This is a genomic window from Candidatus Baltobacteraceae bacterium (genome assembly GCA_036488875.1).
Taxonomy (GTDB): Bacteria; Vulcanimicrobiota; Vulcanimicrobiia; order Vulcanimicrobiales; family Vulcanimicrobiaceae; genus JAFAHZ01.
In genome coordinates this window covers 48,519-69,444 of sequence record DASXGW010000005.1, presented here as the reverse complement: position 1 = coordinate 69,444, position 20,926 = coordinate 48,519, and the positions used below count along the sequence as shown (strand labels likewise).

General features: G+C 62.2%; 20 protein-coding genes. 8 read left to right on the top strand and 12 right to left on the bottom strand.

Annotation, left to right across the window (positions count from 1 at the left end; translation table 11 throughout):
- The first annotated feature begins 2 nt into the window (after positions 1-2).
- Genes VGG89_08940 through VGG89_08930 form a run of 3 tightly spaced genes read left to right on the top strand, consistent with a single transcriptional unit; the run spans position 3 to position 2,879 of the window.
- A complete protein-coding gene (locus tag VGG89_08940) occupies positions 3-1,022 on the top strand; it encodes a 2-oxoacid:ferredoxin oxidoreductase subunit beta (GenBank protein HEY1976658.1) in 1,020 nt (339 codons plus the stop codon).
- Between the two features lies 1 nt (position 1,023).
- The gene (locus VGG89_08935) at positions 1,024-1,431 is read left to right on the top strand and encodes a hypothetical protein (GenBank protein ID HEY1976657.1); all 408 of its coding nucleotides are present in this window, start codon (positions 1,024-1,026) and stop codon (positions 1,429-1,431) included.
- The gene (locus VGG89_08930; GenBank protein HEY1976656.1) at positions 1,428-2,879 is read left to right on the top strand and encodes an MFS transporter; all 1,452 of its coding nucleotides are present in this window, start codon (positions 1,428-1,430) and stop codon (positions 2,877-2,879) included. The genes VGG89_08935 and VGG89_08930 overlap by 4 nt, the downstream gene beginning before the upstream one ends.
- A gap of 3 nt (positions 2,880-2,882) precedes the next feature.
- On the opposite strand, the gene VGG89_08925 is transcribed toward VGG89_08930, so the two are convergent.
- The 5 genes from VGG89_08925 to VGG89_08905 form a co-directional block, all read right to left on the bottom strand.
- Positions 2,883-3,608, bottom strand: a complete 726-nt coding sequence (locus VGG89_08925; protein HEY1976655.1) for a hypothetical protein — start codon at positions 3,606-3,608, stop codon at positions 2,883-2,885.
- 220 nt (positions 3,609-3,828) lie between these two features.
- On the bottom strand, positions 3,829-3,966 hold the full coding sequence (locus tag VGG89_08920; GenBank protein HEY1976654.1) for a hypothetical protein: 138 nt from the start codon (positions 3,964-3,966) through the stop codon (positions 3,829-3,831).
- 128 nt (positions 3,967-4,094) lie between these two features.
- Positions 4,095-5,885: a hypothetical protein gene (locus VGG89_08915; protein HEY1976653.1), complete on the bottom strand. Its 1,791-nt coding sequence runs from the start codon at positions 5,883-5,885 to the stop codon at positions 4,095-4,097.
- Entirely contained in the window at positions 5,882-7,222 is a 1,341-nt protein-coding gene (locus tag VGG89_08910; GenBank protein ID HEY1976652.1) for an amino acid permease, read from the bottom strand. Before VGG89_08910 ends, VGG89_08915 begins: the two co-directional genes overlap by 4 nt.
- On the bottom strand, positions 7,215-7,973 hold the full coding sequence (locus VGG89_08905; GenBank protein HEY1976651.1) for an alpha/beta hydrolase: 759 nt from the start codon (positions 7,971-7,973) through the stop codon (positions 7,215-7,217). The genes VGG89_08910 and VGG89_08905 overlap by 8 nt, the downstream gene beginning before the upstream one ends.
- 35 nt (positions 7,974-8,008) lie before the next feature.
- Between VGG89_08905 and VGG89_08900 the strand changes: the two genes are divergently transcribed.
- From VGG89_08900 to VGG89_08885, 4 genes are all read left to right on the top strand, one after another.
- Positions 8,009-8,515 (top strand): hypothetical protein, encoded by a 507-nt coding sequence (locus VGG89_08900; protein ID HEY1976650.1) that lies wholly within the window; start codon positions 8,009-8,011, stop codon positions 8,513-8,515.
- A gap of 73 nt (positions 8,516-8,588) precedes the next feature.
- The gene (locus VGG89_08895) at positions 8,589-8,978 is read left to right on the top strand and encodes an Hsp20/alpha crystallin family protein (protein HEY1976649.1); all 390 of its coding nucleotides are present in this window, start codon (positions 8,589-8,591) and stop codon (positions 8,976-8,978) included.
- A gap of 4 nt (positions 8,979-8,982) precedes the next feature.
- Positions 8,983-11,448 carry an endopeptidase La gene (gene lon, locus VGG89_08890; GenBank protein ID HEY1976648.1) on the top strand — a complete coding sequence of 822 codons (2,466 nt, stop codon included), beginning with the start codon at positions 8,983-8,985 and terminating at the stop codon, positions 11,446-11,448.
- Between the two features lie 2 nt (positions 11,449-11,450).
- Positions 11,451-12,614: an alanine--glyoxylate aminotransferase family protein gene (locus VGG89_08885; protein HEY1976647.1), complete on the top strand. Its 1,164-nt coding sequence runs from the start codon at positions 11,451-11,453 to the stop codon at positions 12,612-12,614.
- A gap of 7 nt (positions 12,615-12,621) precedes the next feature.
- On the opposite strand, the gene VGG89_08880 is transcribed toward VGG89_08885, so the two are convergent.
- The 7 genes from VGG89_08880 to VGG89_08850 form a co-directional block, all read right to left on the bottom strand.
- On the bottom strand, positions 12,622-13,977 hold the full coding sequence (locus tag VGG89_08880; GenBank protein ID HEY1976646.1) for a flagellin: 1,356 nt from the start codon (positions 13,975-13,977) through the stop codon (positions 12,622-12,624).
- Positions 13,978-14,088: 111 nt separating this feature from the next.
- Positions 14,089-15,297, bottom strand: a complete 1,209-nt coding sequence (locus tag VGG89_08875; protein ID HEY1976645.1) for a serpin family protein — start codon at positions 15,295-15,297, stop codon at positions 14,089-14,091.
- A 3-nt stretch (positions 15,298-15,300) separates the two neighbouring features.
- Positions 15,301-15,816: a hypothetical protein gene (locus tag VGG89_08870; GenBank protein HEY1976644.1), complete on the bottom strand. Its 516-nt coding sequence runs from the start codon at positions 15,814-15,816 to the stop codon at positions 15,301-15,303.
- Positions 15,813-17,057, bottom strand: a complete 1,245-nt coding sequence (locus VGG89_08865; GenBank protein ID HEY1976643.1) for a hypothetical protein — start codon at positions 17,055-17,057, stop codon at positions 15,813-15,815. Before VGG89_08865 ends, VGG89_08870 begins: the two co-directional genes overlap by 4 nt.
- Positions 17,029-18,048: a hypothetical protein gene (locus tag VGG89_08860; protein ID HEY1976642.1), complete on the bottom strand. Its 1,020-nt coding sequence runs from the start codon at positions 18,046-18,048 to the stop codon at positions 17,029-17,031. The genes VGG89_08865 and VGG89_08860 overlap by 29 nt, the downstream gene beginning before the upstream one ends.
- A complete protein-coding gene (locus tag VGG89_08855) occupies positions 18,045-19,163 on the bottom strand; it encodes a carboxylate-amine ligase (protein HEY1976641.1) in 1,119 nt (372 codons plus the stop codon). The genes VGG89_08860 and VGG89_08855 overlap by 4 nt, the downstream gene beginning before the upstream one ends.
- 8 nt (positions 19,164-19,171) lie before the next feature.
- Complete coding sequence (locus VGG89_08850; protein ID HEY1976640.1) at positions 19,172-20,146, bottom strand: hypothetical protein; 975 nt, start codon at positions 20,144-20,146, stop codon at positions 19,172-19,174.
- A 57-nt stretch (positions 20,147-20,203) separates the two neighbouring features.
- Between VGG89_08850 and VGG89_08845 the strand changes: the two genes are divergently transcribed.
- Positions 20,204-20,911 (top strand): alpha/beta hydrolase-fold protein, encoded by a 708-nt coding sequence (locus VGG89_08845; protein HEY1976639.1) that lies wholly within the window; start codon positions 20,204-20,206, stop codon positions 20,909-20,911.
- The last annotated feature ends 15 nt before the right edge of the window (positions 20,912-20,926 follow it).

The window sequence follows — 20,926 nt, the reverse complement described above, 5'->3', positions numbered from 1 at the left end:
TCATGACGGCAAATCTCAACATCATCGGCTTGACTCGCGAAGTCTACAAGGGCCTTCCCACGACGCTGTGTGCGGGCTGCGGGCACAACTCGATCACCAATCATCTCATCAAGGCGCTCTTCGACTACGGTGTCGAACCGCACAAGCTTGCGAAGATGAGCGGTATCGGCTGCTCGTCCAAGACGCCGGCGTATTTCGTCGAGCAGGCGCACGGGTTCAACAGCTTGCACGGGCGGATGCCGTCCGCGGCAACCGGCGCGAAGCTGGCCAATCGTGAGTTGCTCGTGCTGGGCATCAGCGGCGACGGCGATACCGCGAGCATCGGCATCGGTCAATACTGCCACTTGGTCCGCCGCAATGTCGACCTGACGTACATTATCGAGAACAACGGGTGCTACGGCCTCACGAAGGGTCAGTTCTCGGCCACCGCCGACGTCGGATCGAAGCAGAAAGGCGGCAAGGTCAACGAGTACGCCACCATCGACGTTTGCGGTCTGGCGATCGAGCTCGGCGCGACGTTCGTGGCGCGCTCGTTTTCGGGTGACGGCAAGCAGCTCGTTCCGTTGCTGCAGGCGGCGTTCTCGCATCGCGGGACGGCGATCATCGACATCATCAGTCCGTGCGTCACGTTCAACGATCACGAAGGCTCTACCAAGAGCTACGCGCACGTCAAAGACCACGACATCGTGCTGCACACCGTCGACTTCATCGCCGGGAGCAAGGAGATCCAGGCCGACTACGAGCCGGGCTCGGTTCACGACGTCGAACTGGAAGACGGCTCTCACGTGATTCTGCGCAAGCTCGATGCCGACTACGATCCAACCGATGCGATCGGCGCGATGCGCACCATTCACGAGTCCACGGCGCGCGGCGAGTTCGTTACGGGACTGCTCTATGTCGACACGCATCAGCGCGATCTGTGCGAGCGCGAGCACCTCACCAAGAAGCCGCTCGCGACCCTCGACGAATCGGCACTCCGTATCTCGAAGACCGATTGGGCAAAACTAATGGAGGTATCGTAACGTGCACATTCTCTTCGCCGTCATCACGGCGCTGTCGACGCCTTTCACGCTCGCAGCCGTTCAAAATACGACGCAACATCCGGCTGTCTGGAGTGCGACCTACATCGCCGCGTATCAGCCGCAGTTCGGGAATACCGGGGGCGTTCCGTATTCCGGCGTCATGAAGTTGAACTTCAATCACGGCATCGTCAACGGAACGTACGACTCGCAGTCGGTGCGCCCCGATCCCTACCGCGGGCGCATTCTGACCGTGACCGGCACGATTAGCAGCGACAACCACATGATGCTGCGATTCGGTTCGTTCTCATTGCCCAACGCCACGATCGGCTCGCACGGTACGATCAAGGGTACGGGAAACCAGAACGGCAAGTTATTTAACTTCGAGGCCAAGATCAAGTCGATGCCGTGACGGCAGCCGCACAAGCCGCGCCTGCCAAGAACGTATGGGTCGCATTCACTTTGCTGAGTGCGACCTTCTTCATGCTCATCGTCGATTTCTCGATCGTGAGCATAGCGCTGCCGTCGATGGAATCCGAACTGCACATGACCGCCGCACAAGGTCAGTGGATCGTCAGCACGTACGCGATCTTTCTCGCCGGATTCCTGATGCTCACGGGCCGCTGCGCCGATCTCTACGGCCGTTTCGGTTTCTTCGTTGCGGGGTTGGCGATCTTTACGGGCGCGTCACTGGTCGGCGGTTTGGCGCAGAGCGGCGCGATGCTCATCGCGATGCGTGCGTTGCAAGGATTGGGTGCCGCGCTGGTTAACCCGGCGGCGCTGGCCATCGTTCTATCGCTCTTTCCGCCGGGGCCGCAGCGCTCGCGCGCGATTGCACTGTGGGGAACGGCCGGCAGCCTGGGCGTGGCTGCGGGTATGCTTTTTGGCGGCATTCTCGTGCAGTATCTCGGCTGGCGCGCGGTGTTGTGGGTCAACGTTCCGGTGGCGATCGTCATCGGCTCGCTCATTTCATTTTACGTGCCTCGCGACGCAGGAATGGCGCAGCGGCCGAAGCTCGACGTGACGGGTGCCGTATTATTGACGGCGGGGCTCGTAACGTTCGTCTATGCGATCGAGTCGATTCCGGCCAACGGTATAGCGTCGCCGGTGCCGTGGATTGCATTCGGCGTAACCGCTGCACTGTTCGTCGCGCTCGCGTTCGTCGAACGGCGCGCTGCCGAACCAATCTTGCCGGCGCGGCTGTTCCGGTATCCCGATCTGCTCTCGGGCGCAACGGTCGTGATGCTGCAGCCGGCGTCGTACGCCGGCGTGATGGTGTTTGCGTCGATCTACGTGCAGCAAGTGTCGGGCTACTCGCCGCTGGCCGCCGGCATGGCGTTTCTTCCGGAAGCGTTTTTCATTTCGTTCGTTGCCGCGCCGCTGACGATGCCGATCGTGCGCGCTGCCGGCGTTAAGGCGATGGGCATCGTCACGGGCTTGCTGATGATCGCGGGCGAGGTGATTCTCCTCTTCATCGAACCGCACTCGCCATATTGGGCGATTCTGCTGCCCGCGACGTGCATCGGCGGTTTCGGCGGCATGCTCGCGTATCAAAGCGGCATGATCGCCGGCTTGGCGCACGTCGACGACGCCGACGAAGGCAGCGCGTCGGCGGTGCTCAGCTTCGCGCTGCAGCTCGGGATCGGTCTCGGCGTCGCGGTCGGCGCCGCCGTCGAAGATTTACGGAGCCCGCCGCTAGCTGCCGGCCTCCACGCCGCATTCTGGGTTACAATCGGTTTTGGCGCGCTGATGATGCTCGCGATCGTCGTCGGACTGCGACACGCCGCAAAGGCGGAGCTGCCGTCGCGACGGTATATCCATTTCGGCCGCCTCGTTCATCGAGTGGCGACGAAAAGCTAACGCCTATTTGCAGCGGCTGATTCCGGGATCGATCGCCGGCGCCACCAGATCTTCCAGCGAACCCGTAAGCGCGCGGCTGACCGTTAACCCGGCTGCAATTTGCCCGACGGGCGTCGTATCGTACAAAGAACCGCCTTTCGCAACCGCCGGGATTACGGGCGCCGGTGTCACACCTCCAGCGGGAATCCCGAGCGTCTCTTCCAAGCCGGAATTGCGCGACAGTAAATCGTCGAGCGAATCGCTTTCGTACGTTCCCTCGAGGATGTTGAGCGATCGCTCTTGCGCGTCGGCGACGGCGAGCAGCCGCTTTTTCATGAGGGCGAGGTCGCGCTCGGCATCGGTTTGCGGATCGGCCGGAAAGCGGTCCGTGTCGGAGAGCAACTGATAGATCTTCGTCAGGTTGTCGGCCACGGCATGAGCGGCCTGGCCCGAGCGGTAGCGGTCGAGTTGCGCGCTATTGCCGAACGTGGCGCCCCGCTTTGGTTTTCCCGAGTTCATCGCGCCGCCGCCGGGATCCGACACGGCATCGCGAGCGAGGGAATCTAAGATGCGCTTTCCTTCGACGAACACGGCATCGTTAATACGAAGCCCTTGAACCGCGTGAAAGACGTTTTCACGAAATACCGTACAAAACGGCGTCGATTTCGCGTGATAAATTTCTTTGAGCGGCGACGCGGTGGGGCTAGGCACCGTCGCGGCAACAATCAGCGCAAACAGGGTGAGTGTCACGTCCTTCCCGACCTCCGCTGTCAATGATAGCGCCGGCGGCCGCTTCGATCCTTGGGCGTCTCTGAGAAGCTAGCTCGCAAGCCTCCGCAGAAAGCCGGGGTCGCCGGCGTTTTCGCGGGGCACGGGCCGCGGTGATTGCTTATGACGTGCGGCCAGTGCGCACGCTCCCAGCACGACGAGAAAACTCCCGAGTGCCAACGCGATTTCCATCGTTACATCCTCAAACGTAGGCGGCTTCGGCGTGCTGCGTCACGTCGAGGCCGAGGGTTTCTTCGCGTTCCGTCACCCGCAGCGGAACGAGCAGCATCACGATCTTGAGAATCAGGAACGTCACGATCGCGGTATACGCCGGCGTCATGATCATCACCAGAGCCGCGCTCGCCAAGACCCAGGCGGTGTCGCCTGTGTTCAATCCCTGCATATACGAACGTTACACGATCGCGCGGTCGGGCGCATTCGACGCGCGGTAAAACGTAAGGGCTCGGATTACTCCAGCCGCTTAAGGACTTTGTCGACCAGCAGTTCTTGCGAGCGTCGCAGCGCTTCGTTTTCGCCACGCAGCTCGTCGATAGTGCGCTTGAGTTCTTCGGCGGTAAGATGGTCGTACGCCAAGGCCGCTCCGGCCGCCAAGGCGCGAAGGCTGCGGCGCTCGTCGGGATCGAGATCTTCGCCGCCGGCATGGCCGCCATAGAGCGCGAATGCTGCCAAACTGTGGCCCGAGGCGATCGGCACGGCGTACAGCGGCGCCGCGACGCCGCCCGGAACGTTTTCGCGCGGCCAGCGTACCTCGGAAATGCTTAGCGGCTGCAGTTCGGCGCGCAGTCGCGCGACGAGATGGTCGTTCTCCTCGAGCTCCGCAGCGTCACCGGGCGACCATCCTGCGGCGCTCTCGCGTCTGAATCCCGTTCCGTTCCGGCGAAAGACCGCCGCCGACGCCAGCTGGAGCGCGTCGACCGGTTCGGCCACGAGCATCTCGTGAACGAAATCCGACGACGTCGCGTGGGGCAGCGTCTCGGAGGCACGCTCGAGCCGCGTCTCCGCGAGATGCCGTTTGCGGAAGATCGTGCGATCGATGAAGTTGTCGAGCCTGCCGTGCAGCACGTTGAGTGAAAGCCCGAGTCCCACGGCCGCCGCGATCTCTAAGAACGTCGCGACGCCCTGGTGCTCGAGCAGCTTGCCGAACACGTACTCGATCAGCGAAAAGACGGCGACGACGAAGACCGTGAGGATCGTGTACACTAGCGTCCGGCTAATGATGAAGTTGACGTCGATGACGCGATGGCGCACAACCCCGTAGGCAATGGCCGTTGCCAGCAGCGCGGCGGATACTGCAAAGAAAAAGTATGTGGCGCCTACTCCCGCGGGGTTACTGCTGACCTCCGAGACAATCTGTTCGACGGCGATCGACACGTTCAACACGACGAAGGCGGCGATCACGGGAACGAGACGGCTGCGGTTGATTCGTTGCTGCGCCGCGTAGTTTGAAAACATCGCAACCAAAGCGAGGATGGCCCCCAAAATCGTGGCCGCGTAGTCGTTGAGCAGCAGCGTCCAGTGCGGAGGCGCAACATTAGAGATGAAGACCGCGTAGTCGATGTACCAGTATACGGCGAGAGCTGCCGCCGAAATCGGAGCGGCAACATGGCTCACCGTTTTCGCAAAGCCGGCCGGCGAATCGGTCGGGAATCGGCACGCGAAGACGATCACGCCGAGAAGCTGCAGCGCGTATAGGATCGAGAGCAGGATATGAAACGCAAAAGCTTGCTCGAGCGGCGCGCGCTCGGACCAAATATAGAGCGCTTCGGGGAAGATCAACGTCGGTGCTACCGCCGCGAATCCCCACGTCATCGCGCTGGGTCGAAACGCGACGAGTGCTAACCCGACCAATCCTAATGCCAGGCCGCCGAATGCGTACGCGACGTTTGCGGGCGCGGAAATCGACGGAAAGCTTTCCGCCTGCATCGTGACTTGCCGCTCGATGCCGTCGTGCACTACTCGAAAAGATATCGTTGCTCCCGGATAAACGCTCTCGGCCAGCAGCGCATCGATTCGCCCGAGCACGGGCATCGTCGCGTATACAATTTTGTCACCGGGAACGATTCCGGCTCTGGCCGCGGGCAGATTCGGCTCGACGCTCGTGACGGTCAAGGCGTCTCTTCCGAGATTCCAACCGAACTCGGCGCCCGGCGTATTCCACGTCACGAGCGCGACGGTGAAACAGGCCACCTCCAAAATGCCGATGACGAAGACGGTGGTAACACGCAGCGCCTGTCTCACGTCGCCGGCCGCTCTGCGTTACGTCGCGTGAACAGCCAGTATACGGGGATGCCGCTGACGAGAATCGCCAAGCCGACGAGCGTCGGGCCGGGCGATTTGATCAGCACGTCGCCGACGATGGTCCACGCGATCGCCAAGAAAAGCACCGTACTGTACGGGTGGCCCGGGATGACGTAAAAGGGCTTGGGCGCTCCGGCGATCTTGTCGCGGTTTCTAAAGACGATCAGCGCGATCGCGGAGAGGCCGAAGAAAATATAGTCGACGGTCGTGACGTAGTTGAGAATCTGATCGTAGGCGCCCGACAGGGTGATGATTGCGGCCACGACGCCTTGCGCGACGATGGCGAGCACCGGGACGTGCGTACGTGCCGAAACGTTTGCGAGCTGCTTGAAGAACGTGCCGTCGGCAGCCATCTGAAAATAGACGCGCGGCGACGTCAGGATTTGATTGCTCAAGAATCCAAGCGTGGACAGCGCGACCACGATCGTAATGATCACCGCACCCGATTGCCCGAAGGCCAGTTGTGCGATCGCGGTTGCCGGCGCGTTGGTGGCGGCGAGATTCTCGACGCCGAGCGCGCGAACGCAAACCGCGTTCACCGCGAGGTACAGCACGACGACGGTAACGACGCCGATAATCATGCCGCGCGGCAACGTGATGTGCGGATCCTTCAACTCGGCCGACATGAAGCTCGACGTTTGCCAACCGCTATACGAAAAGAGCACCGGAACCATCGCGAGGCCCATCGCCGCGATAACGCTCCCGCCGACGAACCCGCTCGACGCGGTCGCGGCCGCGGCCGGCGCGTGCGGCGCGAATAGGCCGACCGCGACGAAACCGGCGATTGCCGCGATCTTGAGCACCATGAACGCGTTCTGTGCATTGGTGCCCTGGCGCACGCCCAGCGCGTTGACGATCGTGAAAATGCCGATCGCCGCCAACGCGAGAACGCGCTCGGCAACGGTTTCGGTCGCGTGGAAACCGAACCACGGCGTTACGTACCCTGCGAACGTCACCGCCGCCGCTGCCATGCCGCCGCTCTGCGAGACGAGCAGCAAGGTCCAACCGTACATGAACGCGATCACCGGATGAAACGCATCGCGCATATAGGCGTACAGGCCGCCGTCGTGCGGGCGCCGTGCCGCGAGTTCGGCAAAGACGCCGCCGCCGAGCAGCGCGATGCCGCCGCCGATCGCCCAGATGGCCATGATGACGACGCCGCTGGGCGCGAACTTCGCAACGACCGACGGGTTGCGAAAGATGCCCGACCCGATGATGCCGCCCATCACGATCAGCGCGGCGTCCCGTGCGCCGAGTCTCCGCAGAAGTTTAGGCATGCAGAACGTTCTTCGCGAAGCCGTCGACGATCCCGGTGAACTCCTCGACCCGTCTCAAAGGTCCGGTATGATCGACCCCATGGATGATGCGCAGCCGCGCTTGCGGCAGCCGGTGTAAGAAGCGCCGCTCGTCGGAGCGGAACGCGAAGTCGTACTCTCCGTTGACGATGAGCACCGGTTTCCGGTAGCTCGATATCGCTTCCAGTGCGTGACTGCCCTCGCGGACGATCGCGCTCGTTTGGCTGAAGACGTCGCGGTCGAACGGAATCGCTTCGACGACGTCCACCCATTGGCGGGGAAGCGTTAGCGTCAGCGCCGTGTGCACGAAGGCGTCGTAGAGCGGACGCGGGAGCATCGCCGTGAACTTGACGCTTGCGTCATAAGGCCACCACTTCCAGCCTTCGAAATCGAGCGTGCAGCCGGCGAGCAGCAAGCCCGCGGTACGTTCGGGCGAACGCGAGGCAAAACGCATCGCTACGTAACCGCCCAGCGAGTAGCCCACGATGAGCGGCGGTGCTGCGACGACGTCGTTTATCACGTGCTCGAGCAGCGCGTTGACGCTATCCTGTGTGAACGGTATCCCCGCCAACCGGCCGTGCCCGGGCAAGTCCGAAGTGACGACGTGATATCGCGACGCCAGCGCACGCGCGTGAGGCGTCCAAATCTCGCGCCCCAAACGGATACCGTGGAGAAAGAGGATCGGAGGCTTCGATCGATCGCCGAACTCCGACGTCGAGCCGCGGACGTCCACCGGAGTTTGCGTTTCGGCTGCGAATGAGGTCAGCCATGTTTGCAGCGATTCTTCTTGCGGCCATTACGCTCGCGCAGGCGCCGGCGGCACAACCCGCCCCTGGCTCGGCACTCGAGCCCCTCGGAACCGGGCCGTGCCTGGACTCATCGCGGCCGGTACCCCGCGTGCTCCAGCAGCCCGTAACGCGCGCCAACCAGATCGTCCGAATCGACAAGGTCGTGTCCACGGCCTCGATGATGCCCGGTGAGACCATTGGGTTTCTCTACACGCTCCAGGACGGGTCGACGTGGCTCGGGCAGCGGACCCAGGCCTACATGTCCGGCGCGGCCGCCGGTCAGATGAATCAGGTCCTCTCCTCCACGCACGTGCCGGGGGCCAACGTCAGCCAGTTCCCGCCGCAGATGATCCATGGCGTCGCGACCAAGTACAACCAGTTCTTCAAGGTCCAGATCGTCGCGACGGCGCTCGAGACGCTGCGGATCGAGCTGGAGCCATGCGTGGTCTGGCCGGCCGGGCGGGCGCTCCCCGACCCCCAGATATAGGGAAAGGACAGCCCGCATTAGCACCCGGCGCATCCGAGTGCTAAGATAAGGGGTCTAAGGCTCAAGACACATCATGGATTTCGTATTGCGGGCCCGTGCGGGCACTTTCGAACCCAACGCCGACGTGTTCGTCGACGAAGACGGCGGCCGCGTCGTGGCGGTCGTCGAGATCGCCGGCGCCGACGCCGATTCGCTGCGAATCGGCGTGGAAGACCAGCGTCTGTTCATCGCCGGGCGCAGGCTCGAAGCGATTCGTTTGCGGCGCGGCTCGTTCGCGCAAAAAGAGATCGTCTACGGCGATTTCGTCAAGCGCATCGCGCTCCCGGTGGCAGTGGAATACGAAGGCGTTGCGGCAAGCTACGACGGCGGTTTTCTCGTCGTCGCATTGCCGATCTCAGCGACCGCTTACCGCCCCACGATGCGGACGGAGCTCCATATCCTGGTAAAGAGGACACATTCCTAATCGCATGCCCAGCAAATCAGAATCGAAAATCGTTCCCGCCAACTTGATCGGCATTCTGCCGCTGCAGGAAGCGGTGCTGTTTCCGCACACCGTCATTCCGCTGGCCGTCGTCAAGAAGCCGGGCATTCAACTCGTCGAGGAAGCGCTTCGCGAGGGCAAGCCGATCGGCCTGACCGTGCTCAAGGATCGCGACGTCGACAATCCCGGCCCCGACGACGTTCAACGCGTCGGCACGATCGGCATCATTCAGAAGATGTTGAAGGTTCCCGACGGCACGCTGCGATGCATCGTGGCCGGACAGAGCGTCTTCAAGATCGAGCAGTTCACGCAAGTATCGCCCTATATGGTTGCGGCCTACGCGGAGCTGCCCGACGTGACCGTCGAGAACGAGCAGCTCGTCGCGATGCAGCGCAATCTGGCAGGCCTATTCTCGAAATTGCTCTCGTACCTGCCGCAAGCTCCGCGCGAGATGGAGATGGACGTTCAGAACATCACCGATCCCGCGGTGCTGACCTACTTCGTCGCGTCGACGATGCGGCTCGAGACGTCCGATCGGCAAGCGCTGCTCGAAGAGCGCGACACCGCCAAGCGCATGCGCAAGCTGACCCTCTTGCTCACCAAAGAGCTCGAGGTCGTCGAGCTGGGTCACAAGATTCAGAGCGACATCCAGCGCGAGATGGAAAAGAACCAGCGCGAGTTCTACCTGCGCCAACAGCTGCGCGCGATTCAGGAAGAGCTCGGCGAAGTCGATCCGCAGCAAGCCGAAACCAACGAGCTGCGCGAAAAGATCGATGCCGCGCAGATGCCCGAGGAAGTCAAGAAATCGGCGGATCGCGAGCTCGACCGTCTTTCCAAAGTGCCGCAGGCGAGTCCTGAGTTCAGCGTGATCCGCACGTACCTCGATTGGCTCGTGACGTTGCCGTGGAAGAACGAAACGACCGACCATATGGATATTACCGCGGCGCGGCGCATCCTCGACGAAGATCACTACGATCTCGAGAAAATCAAAGATCGCATCATCGAGTACTTGGCCGTCGGCAAGCTCAAGAAGAAGCTGACCGGGCCGATTCTGTGCTTCGTCGGACCGCCGGGCGTCGGTAAGACGTCGCTCGGTCAGTCGATCGCGCGAGCGATGGGACGTAAGTTCGTGCGCCTGTCCGTCGGCGGCGTGCGCGACGAGGCCGAGATTCGCGGCCATCGCCGCACCTACATCGGCGCGATGCCGGGCACGATCGTTCGCGCGATCCGCGATGCCGGCACGCGCAATCCGGTAATGATGATCGACGAGATCGACAAAGTGGGCGCCGATTTCCGCGGCGATCCGCAGTCCGCGCTCCTCGAGGTGCTCGATCCCGAACAAAACAACAACTTCCGCGATCACTACCTCGATTTGCCGTTCGATCTTTCGTCGGTGCTCTTTATCTGCACCGCCAATAACCTCGATACGATCTCGCCGCCGCTGCGCGATCGCATGGAGATCATCCAGCTCTCGGGCTACACCGAGCTCGAAAAGCTCCAAATTGCCAAGCGCTATTTGATCAAGAAGCAGCGCAAGGCCAACGGTCTCAAGGAGACGCAGGCGCAGATCGGCGACACCGCGCTGCGCACGATCATCACCGATTACACGCGCGAGGCGGGCGTTCGCAATCTCGAGCGCGAGATCGGCACGGTCTTCCGGAAGATCGCGCGCAAGATCGCCGAGCATCCACGCTACAAGGCGCGCGTCAAGCCTGAGAACTTGGTGGAGTATCTCAGCCGGCAGCGCTTTTTCAACGAAGTGCGCAAGCGCACGGCGTCGATCGGCGTGTCGACGGGCATGTTCTGGACGCCGGTGGGCGGCGACATTCTCTTCATCGAGACCCAGGCGATGCCGGGCTCGGGCAAGCTCGTGCTTACCGGCCAGCTGGGCGACGTGATGAAAGAAAGCGCCCAAGCTGCCGTCTCGTTCCTGCGTTCGCGCTCGAGCGAACTGGGCTTGGCGGAAGATTACTTCGCCAAGCACGATATCCACGTGCACGTTCCCGCCGGTGCGACGCCCAAGGACGGTCCGTCGGCCGGCATCGCGCTCGCGACGGCGATCGCTTCGACGTTGACGGGGCTCAAAGTCGATCCCAGTCTCGCGATGACCGGCGAGATCACGCTAACGGGGCAAGTGCTGCCGATCGGCGGCCTCAAAGAGAAAGTGCTCGGCGCAAAGCGTGCCGGAATCGCGAAGATTCTGCTGCCCAAGCGTAACGAGGCCGATCTCGAGGACATTCCGAAAGAAGTCCGCGACTCCATGACGTTCGTCACGGTTGAGGAGCTCTCGGAAGTCTTGCACCACGCGCTCGGTAAGCGGCTGATCACGCCGGTTCCACTTGGAAACGACACCGGCCGGGCAAGCAACGTCGTTCCCATTCGGCGCAACGGCGTGCTCAAACGCGTTCGCTCCGGGGAGCGGAAAAGGCGGTCGCTAGCGCGTAAACGCTAGCCATGAAAAAGTCGCTGCTGCTGCTCCCCGGCCCCGTCCCGGTCGCCCAGCCCGTGCTGGAAGCGATGGCGCGGCCGATGATCAACCATCGCGGTCCGGAGTTTGCGGAGATGCTCGCGCGTATCGAGCGCGGACTAGGTCCCGTCTTCGGGACCAACGGCGACGTCGTGTTGCTGGGATCGTCGGGAACCGGCGCGATGGAGGCGGCGTTCGTCAATCTCTTTTCACCCGGCGACGTCGTGCTGTCGTGTCCGATCGGCGTTTTTGGTAAACGCTTTGCGTCGATCGCGCAAACGTACGGCTGCGTCGTGGAAACGCTCGACACGCCGGCCGGAGCGGCACTCGATCCGCAGGCGCTTGCGGCGCGACTCGAAGCCGACGGCGGTAAGCGTATCGCGGGCGTGCTGTTGACGCATAACGAGACGTCCACCGGCGTGCAGAACGACATGGCCGCACTCGCGCCGATTCTTCGCGCGCACGGCGCGATCACGCTGGTCGATTCGATCAGCGGTCTCGGCGCGTCGGATTTTCGGATGGACGATTGGGGTTACGACGTGGTCGTTACCGCCTCGCAGAAAGCGTTTGCCGCTCCGCCGGGCATCGCGATGTTCGCCGCGAGCCAGCGCGCGTGGGAGCGCATGGAGCGCAGCGCGGTTCCGCGCTTTTACTTCGACGCGCGGAAAGCACGCGAGTTTGCCAAGTCCGGTCAGACGCCGTGGACGCCGCCGATATCGATTATTTATGCGCTCGAAGTGGCGCTCGATCGCTATCACGCCGAGGGACAAGAGGCGGTGTGTAAGCGTCACGCGCGCTATGCGAGCGCGGTACGTGCGGCGCTCGAAGCTCTCGGCTTTACGATCTTCTCCCGTCCCGGCGCGCATTCGGTGACGGTGATCGCCGCCTATCCCCCCGACGGTGTCGATGCGACGGCGTTCCTCAAGCGCTTACGGGAGCGCTACGGCGTCGTGCTTTCGGGCGGTCAAGGCGAGTTTGCTGGCAAGATCGTCCGCTTCGGTACGATGGGCGACGTGAGCGAAGGCGACGTCATCGGCGCAATCGGCGCGATCGAGTTGACGCTCGCGGATCTCGAGGCGAGCGCGACGCCGGGCGCCGGCACGCGCGCGGCGATCGAGGAGTTAGCCGCGCGCAAGCCGGTTTCGGCTTAGTTTCGGCTTAACGGAAGAGCGTCAGTACCGATTGCGCGTTGGCGTTGCTCTGCGCCAGCACCGACGTGCCGACCTGAACGAGGATCTGCAGCTTGGTAAACTGGGTGGTCGCCTGGCCGACGTTAAGGTCGCGAATGTTCGACTCGGCCGCCTGCAGATTCGTTGCGGCGACGTTGTCGGAGTCTTCGTCGATATTCAAGCGGACGACGACCGCGCCGAGCTGCGCCTGCTGGTTCAACAAGCGCTGTAGAGCGTTATCGATCTGCCCGATGGTGTCTTCGGCACCGAGCGACGGATTGTTGGCCGACGAGATCGCGAGATTGACGTTCGAGATGCGCAAGGTCGACGTGTTGGTCGCTTCGATGCCCACCTGAATCACGTCGCCTTCGTCGGAACCCGACTGGAAGTTAAAGGCGGGATTGTTCGGGTTGGTCAGGGCCGCGACGTTTTGACTGATCTTGATGTACGCGGTGGTACCAACGTCGGCGGTGGTTATCGCGCCCAGCGTGATGACGACGTTATCGAACCCGCTCACTCCCTGCGCGCCGACGACGTTGTTCAGGATGTTTCGCTTGGTCGCCGTCGCTGCGCTGGGGCCGAACAGGGTGCTCGATACGCATATGAGGCCCGTAGCGCTCTCGATGAACGTCTCTTGGACGGCGATTGAGATGCCGGTATTCACGACTTGCAGTTCGAGCGTGCCGTCGACCGTTGCCTGATCGCCGCCGCCGTTCCCGAGACCGAAAACGCCCGTATACGTGCCGCCCGGAGTGGTGTTGAAGTAGTTGGTACCGCCGACCGCAAACGGCGTCGCGGAAGCGACCAAGAAGCCGTAGTTCACGCCGTTGACGCTAGCCTTTGCGCCGTTCGTCGCGAGCGCGGTGTTGGCCGTAACCGTAAGAAACGCGTCCTGTTCGGATTGGAATCCGGCGTGCGAGCCGTCGAGCAGCGGCTGCCCGTTGAAGTTCGTGTTTTGCGAGATGCGGTTGACTTCCAGCAGCAACTGCGTGACCTCGGTCTGCAGGTTGAGCCGGTCGTTGTTGCTGTTGATGTCCGACGCGGCTTCGACGGCGAGACTGCGGATGCGCTGCAAGATGTTGGTCGTCGACGTGAGGGCACCGAGCGCGACTTGAGTGGCGTTGTTCGCGTTCTGCACGTTTTGCGCGGCTTGATTGAAACCGTCGGCTTTGGTCTGCAGATTGGTCGCGATCGCGAGGCCCGACGGGTCGTCCGCGGCGGAATTGATCCGCAAGCCCGACGAGAGCTGCGTAACGGTGTTTTGTAACTGCTTCTGATTGCTGTCCAGATTTAACTGGACGCTATTGGCGAGCAGATTGTTGGCAATGCTCAAACCGTCAGACATCGCGCTCGTTTCCTCCTTGATCGCGACCCCAAAGGGAATACCGTTAACTGGGCAGATCCTTCTGCCCTAATACGACCATCGGCGGGTCCAAGGGCCTAGTTTAGCCTCTGGTTACTCAGGTTTCCCCGGGTCGTAGATCGCTCCCAGGAAGAGGATCTGCTTCGTGCGGTCGTCCCGGATGGCCATCAGGAAGGGGCGGTCGACGATCATCCGCTTTTCGGGCGGCATCATGATGGCCGTTGCCCGCATCGTGACCGCGGTGGCGGCTGCCGCCTCGGTGCCTTCCTCGTCGACGCGGACGAAGGCGCGGTGGACCACCAGGCTGATGAAGGCCCGCTGGGGCGGGGCTACGAGACGGCTGAAGTCGGCGGCGCCCGGTTCAAAGGCCCCAGCCATGCCCAGCCGCGAGAGCGGCGCGTTGAGCTCGGCCTTGAAGGTCGCGGTGTAACGCGGCATCGCGAAGGCGATGCGCTGGTCCGGCAGGCCGGACGTCAGGCGGTCGAAGGTGGCCCGGTCGAAGGCGTTCAGCACGCCCCCCAGCGCCGTTCCCTCGTGCGGAAGCAAAACGTACATCGCGAAGCGGTTGCCGCGATACGGGAGCCGTGCCACCTGCCAGCCGTCGCGATCGGCATACTCGAAACCGCCGTTGCTCGACATCATGGAGACGGTCACGTGACCGCCGGACCCCGTCTCGAACGGCGCGTCGTGCGTATCGTCTTTTTGAAACGGTGCGAGCCATTTGGCTTTCATGGCGATCGCGTTGGTGATCACGAGCACGTCGTTAGGATCGGTGGAATCGACGATCTCGGGAATCCGCCCGTTCGTGTTCTTATTGACCCAATCGTTGATCGTTTGTGCCGCACTCGACTCACCGAACGGCAAGTCTTGCGCGGTTGCCGAGAAGACGTCGCGGCTCGTCGTGACGAACGCCGGCACGATCGAAAACTGCTTGTTGACCCACAATGCGTTAGCGATCGTGAACTGAAGATCGCTGCCCGGATTCGTCAGCTCCGCCATCAGCGCTTTATTGGAAGCATCGAATTCTTCGATCGACGCGCCTGGCGCGCCGAGCGTTTTCAGCATCGACGCGCGGGTGTTTCCGGCCGCCCCGTTGGACGCGATCGCGAGCGCGAGCGCGATGCTCGTCGGCGAAATGAAGGTATTTTTGCCGGCGTTTTCCTTGGCCAGGTTCGCGAAGAGCGCGAATCCGAAGCCGTTGTAGGCTTGCGAAAGATCGGGGCCCGAAGAAGCCGCGCATGCGATCGGCACGACTCCCAGCGCGAGAGCGAGGGTGCATATCGTACGGCTCCGCTTCCACATGCTTTATTTTCCTTTTGGATCGGCGAGCGGTTGAAGGTCGAGCAACGGCGCGAAGTACGCCGCGAATTCGGGATCGAGTGCGCTGCGCGCGATGGCGGCGTCGTAAACGATGCGCATCACCGGCGAACGCGCGAGTACCGCGAATGCCGAATACCAGGCACGCCAGTGGTACTCCTCGATGATCCCGCGTTTGCGGAGGAAGTAAACGTCTTGGAAACCGTCGATCGCGTTGCGAATCGTGGTGATACCCTCGATCCCCACGGCGCCTTCGTCCAGAAGCTTCGCGAAATGGGGGATGGCCTCGTAGTAGGCTTTGGCGACCGACGGATCGCGTATCAGCGCCGCACGGTGTTGGAAAATTCGATCGCTCATTTCGCGCTGTAACTGAAGCGTAGTAGATAAATGTGCGGCATCGGCTTGACGCCGAGCGTGAATCGCCTGAGTGCGGGCGTAGACCAGCGAGAGGCTGCCGACGGCGAGACCCGTCAAGCCAAAGACGACGCCCCAGTCGACGCTCATCCGCTCTCGCTCGCCGGCCAGAGGGCGATCGACGAACCCACCCAACGATGCTTCTTGTTGTGGTCGACACCCATCATTGCGCCGCGCGACAGGCGGCATAGGTTCTGCGCGAGCGTAAACTCCGGCGCGTCGTCGGGCCGCAAGTAAATCATCCTCAGCTCAACCTTCACGCCGCTTCCGCCATCGGCTGCCCGCAGCGCGGGCGCATACGCGATCTTCTCTTGCAGGCACCAGCCATCGCGTTGATCCGCGGGAATCGCCGCGACGTCCGCCGCGGTCGGCGAAACGTTGACGCCGGCACCCGCGAACGAGAACAACGGTTTGAGCACGTAGTTTTCGGTCACGAAGCCCTCGGTGACGTGCGCCGGTAAATCGTCGAGGTGCGAAACGAGCGTAGCGCGCGGGGCCGCCGGGTGGTCGAGAAAGGGCAGCGAGAACTTCGACCAGGTCCAGAACCAGTTCGGATGGGGCGTCCATTCTACGTCGAGGTCGTCGCGAAAATCCCAAGCCAAGGTCACGTTCTTGCGTTCGAGCTCATCGAAGATCACGCGGTTGTAGATGCGCTCGACGGGAACGTCTTTACCGTTGTCAGTCTTTCGAAACAGACGCCGGCCGCGCTTGGTCAACGAGGTCGGGCAGACCGAGTCGATTCCGAACAGCACCTTGCTCGCGATGAAGTCGGGATACGTCTTTTGCGCCGGCGGATCGAAATCCATGAGGACGACGTTTTCCGGATCCTTGTCGCCGAGAATGACGCGTTTAGCTAAAGCGATAAACGCGTCGCGGCTTAGTCCCGAAAACCAGCACGTCCAATCCAGCTCCAACCCGCCGATCGATTGCAGAGCTTCGTTCCAGGCGTCGCGCTGCATCGTTTCGTAACCGATGAGCGTCGGAAAACCTTGCAGTTCGATGAGCTTCGGCGCCAGTTCGCCGTTGGTGTCCTCGGTGAGTGCGAAGTCGATGATGCAAAACGTGGGCAGCGAAGTTTCGCCCGGCGTGTCCCACCGCGGCGCAATAGCGGCGCGCATTTTGGAGATGCGCGCAGGGTCGCAGAGTTGCGCGAGGATTTCGGCGCCGGCGCGCTCGCAGCGTTCGCGCAGCTTCGCGGGGAGAAAAACCGGCGTCTCGGCGATCTGCATGTCGGTCGGACAGTCGCAGCGCCGGAAAAAATCGGCGATATACCGCCGATAGAGATCGTCCGTGTAGCCGGCGTTAAAGAGCGCTCGATACCGTGCGTCCACGCCGCTGCCTGCGATCTTCGATGAGATCCTTCAGACCGTCACGCACCAAAAACGCGAACGAATAACCCGCGGCGAGCAGCCGCGCCGGCTCGCTGTGATCGTTGCGCTGCAGCCGTTCGACCAGCGCGGCTCGGCTCGCATACCAGTCTTGCGAGACTTCGCCTTCGCGCAGCTTGCGTTCGAGCAGTTCGGAGAGCTCGGCGGCGTCGGGAATCTCCGGATGATGGTTCACCGCGAAGACGCGCGGCGTGCCGTTGCGCTTGCGCGCGAACTCGACCATCGTCAGCGCATCGCCCGGCTCGCCGCCGGCTTGCGTTTCGAAAGCGACCGGCACGACGCCGCGCGGAAAACGCTTACGCGTGGGGATTAAGTCGTAATGGCGCGAGTCGACGACGGGAAGATGTTTGCCGTCGGGCAGGTGTGACGCGAGGCGCGCGAACCAAGGATGCTCGAGCGCTTGCGGCGTCAGCACGTTATCGACGATCCCTATGCTGGGCCCGCCCTTTCGCTCGCCGCGTAGGGTGGGCTCGGCGATTCCGGACCACCGGCAGAGCAGACCGAACGAATGGCAGACGGCGTAGAACATCGCGGTATCGTGCCGGTCGACGGCGTCGAAGAAATCGAAGAGCGGTTCTTCCCACTCCGCCGACTCCAGAATCTCGCCTTCGTCGACGGCGTCACGGCGGTTGAGTCGCGGATCCAGATGCCCGGGACCGCCGGTTCCCAAAATCAGCGACGGACCGTCGTGCAGTCGCGGAAGCAGCGAGAGCCGGCGAACGTCGTACGACGTGAGACGCACGGTCAGGCGCTCCGACTCCAGGCTCGAAGCCATATCCGCGGACAGACGCCGTACCAGGCCGACGATCGAATCGTGCCCGGCGTTGTGGTGGGCGTGATTCATGTCGAGCACGGCGACGTCGACGAACTCGGGACCGGGAGTGGGAATTTCCTCCGCCGTTTGCGGCCGTAGATATGCGAACGTTGCGCTCAAACCGTTAATCCTTGTTCCGTTTCACTGACGATATAGTCTACCACTGCTTGCAAGCTGCCGGTCTGTTCGTAGACGGCCAGCTGCCGGTCCGCGCCGGTTCGCCGCTGGATGATCTCGTAGACGTAGTTCACTTCTTCACGGGAACCCAGATCGTCGACGACGTCGTCGATGAACGCCAGCAGCTCCTGCATTAGCGACTCCGTGGGAATCTCGACGCGTTTACCCAAATCGACGAGCTTTCCGTCGATTCCCCACCGCGCGGCCCGCTGCTTGTTCTCGGCAATGAGCGAGCGGCGGTAGAGGCGCCAACCTTGATTGCGGCTGAACAGACGGTAAAGTTTGTACGTCAACGCCTGGAAGAGCGCCGCAAAACACAGCGTCTCGTCGATGCGCATCGGAACGTCGCAGATGCGGTATTCGAGCGTCGGAAAGAATGGATGAGGACGCACGTCCCACCAGATCTTCTTCGCGTTGTCGATGCAGCCGGTCACGACCAGCGTCTTGACGAAGTCTTCGTACTCCGCCGCCGAGCCGAAGTAATCCGGAATGCCGGTGCGCGGGAAGCGCTCGAAGACTTTCGCGCGGTAGCTCTTCCAACCCGTGTTGGTGCCGCACCAGAACGGCGAGTTCACCGAGAGCGCAAAAATATGCGGCAAGAAGTACCGCACGGCGTTCATGATGTGGATGCGGGTGTCGGGATCCTCGACGGCGACGTGAACGTGCAATCCAAAAATCAAGTTTGCGCGCGCGACCATCTGCAGATCGTAGATCAGCTTGGCGTAGCGTTCGTGATCGGTGATCTCGACGTTCGACCAGTGCGTGAACGGATGCGTTCCCGCCGCCGCGACGCGCATTCCGTTTTGCCGCGCGAGCCGCACGATTTCCGTGCGCAGCTTGGTCACTTCTCGACGCGCGTCGCGCATGTCGGCGCAGATGTTGGTGCCGACCTCGATCACCGGCTGATGCATCTCGCGCTTGATCTGTTCGCCCATGGTTTGCTCGCCTTGCGCGAACATTTCGGCGAGATGCGAGCGCAGCTCGCGCGTCTCCGGATCGATGACCTGGAACTCTTCTTCGATACCCAGCGTGAAGGTGGGCACCGCGATTGCCGTCACAGCGCTACCTAATGCACCGAGATCGGCGCCGAGCCGCTGCCGTCGACGAGCGTCTTGGGCCACACGCCAGTCGTTTCGAACGGCCGCGGATTCCGGCAGCGATCGATCAACACGTCGGCCATGTTCTCGACGACCCAGTTAAAGTTTTCTTCGCCGACCGACGCGCGTTCGGCATCGGGCGACGGATTCATGAAGTCGATCGCGTACGGAATGCCGTCGCGCACCGCAAACTCGACCGTATTCATGTCGTAGCCCAGCGCTTCGCACAGTGCGATACCGTCGCGGCGCAGCCGCGCCTCCATCTCAAGATGAATCGGCGGAGCGTCCTTCACGTAACGCTCGTGTATCGGCGCACCGGGATCGTAGCGCATGATGTGGACGCGCGAGCGCCCGAGTACGTAAAGTCGGAAGTACTCGGTAAAGTCGATCGCCTCTTGCGCCATCATGCAAAGATCGCGCGAGCTGTCGTAGGCGGCGAAGAACTCTTCGGGGGTGTCGCATTTGTGTACGTCGCGCCATCCGCCGCCGTCCGCCGGCTTCATAAAAATCGGGAACCCTAAGTAACCGAAGACTTCGCTCCAGTTGATGAAGCGCATGTTGCGAAACGACGTCGCTTGCGTTCCGGGCGGATGCTCCTTGGGCGGCAGCAGTACGGTTTTTGGCGTCGCGACGCCGACCGAATCGGCGACGAGGTTGTTGAAGAACTTATCGTCGGCGGTCCACCAGTACGGATTGTTCACGACGACGACGCCGCGTGCGGCGGCGCATTTTAGATATACGCGATAGAACTTGACGTCGTGGCTGATACGGTCGAGGATCGCCGCATAGTTGAAGTTCTGCTTGTCGTGCAGATAGGAAAGCTCTACCGGACACCCCTCGAATTCGCCCGCCGACCGGGTGGTGATCGCGTTCATCAAAGCCCACGGGAAGGTGTCCTCCATACCGAAGAGGATGCCGATGCGATTCGAGCGTGCGTGTGCCATAGAGGGAGATTCAAGGCACGAAGGCGCGCCCCTACGCGCGCCCGAAACGGGCCAGCGATGAACCGCCAACAGGGGTCCTGGTTTAGCCAGTCCTTACAGCGCCAGATGGATTTCTTGCGCTTCGGGGACCGCGGCTTCCCGGTGATCTTTTTCCCAACGTCGATGGGCAGCTTCCATCAATACGAAGACCAGAATACGGTCGGCTACCTTACCGATAAAGTCGACGCCGGGTTCGTTCAGCTCTTTTGCGTCGATTCCGTCGACGCCGAGAGTTGGTACAACGACGGCGCGCCGCCGTCGTACCGGGCGCTTCGTCAGACGCAGTACGATGCGTATCTGCGCGACGAGTTCGCACCGCACGTGCAAAACGTCGCAAACCGAGGCGACATGGGCGTGTTCGGCTGCAGTTTCGGCGCGTACCACGCGGCGAACTTCGCGGCGCGCTATCCAGGGCTCGTCAGCAAGGCGGTCTGCTTGTCGGGAATCTACGACATTCACCGTTTCGTCAACGGTTATTGGGACGATAACTGTTACTTCAACTGTCCGACGGCGTACGTCCCGAATATGAACGGCGAATGGATCGATCGCCTGCGCGCAGTGCAATGGACGATCGCGACGGGCGAGCACGACTCCCTCGTGCAGCAGAACCGCGACTTCTCGACGTTGCTATGGAGTAAAGGCGTCCCGAATCACTGCGAGATTTGGCCCGGCGTTTTCGGTCACGATTGGCCGTGGTGGAACGAAGCGGTTCGCCGGTTCTATTAAGCCGACGGGAGGTGT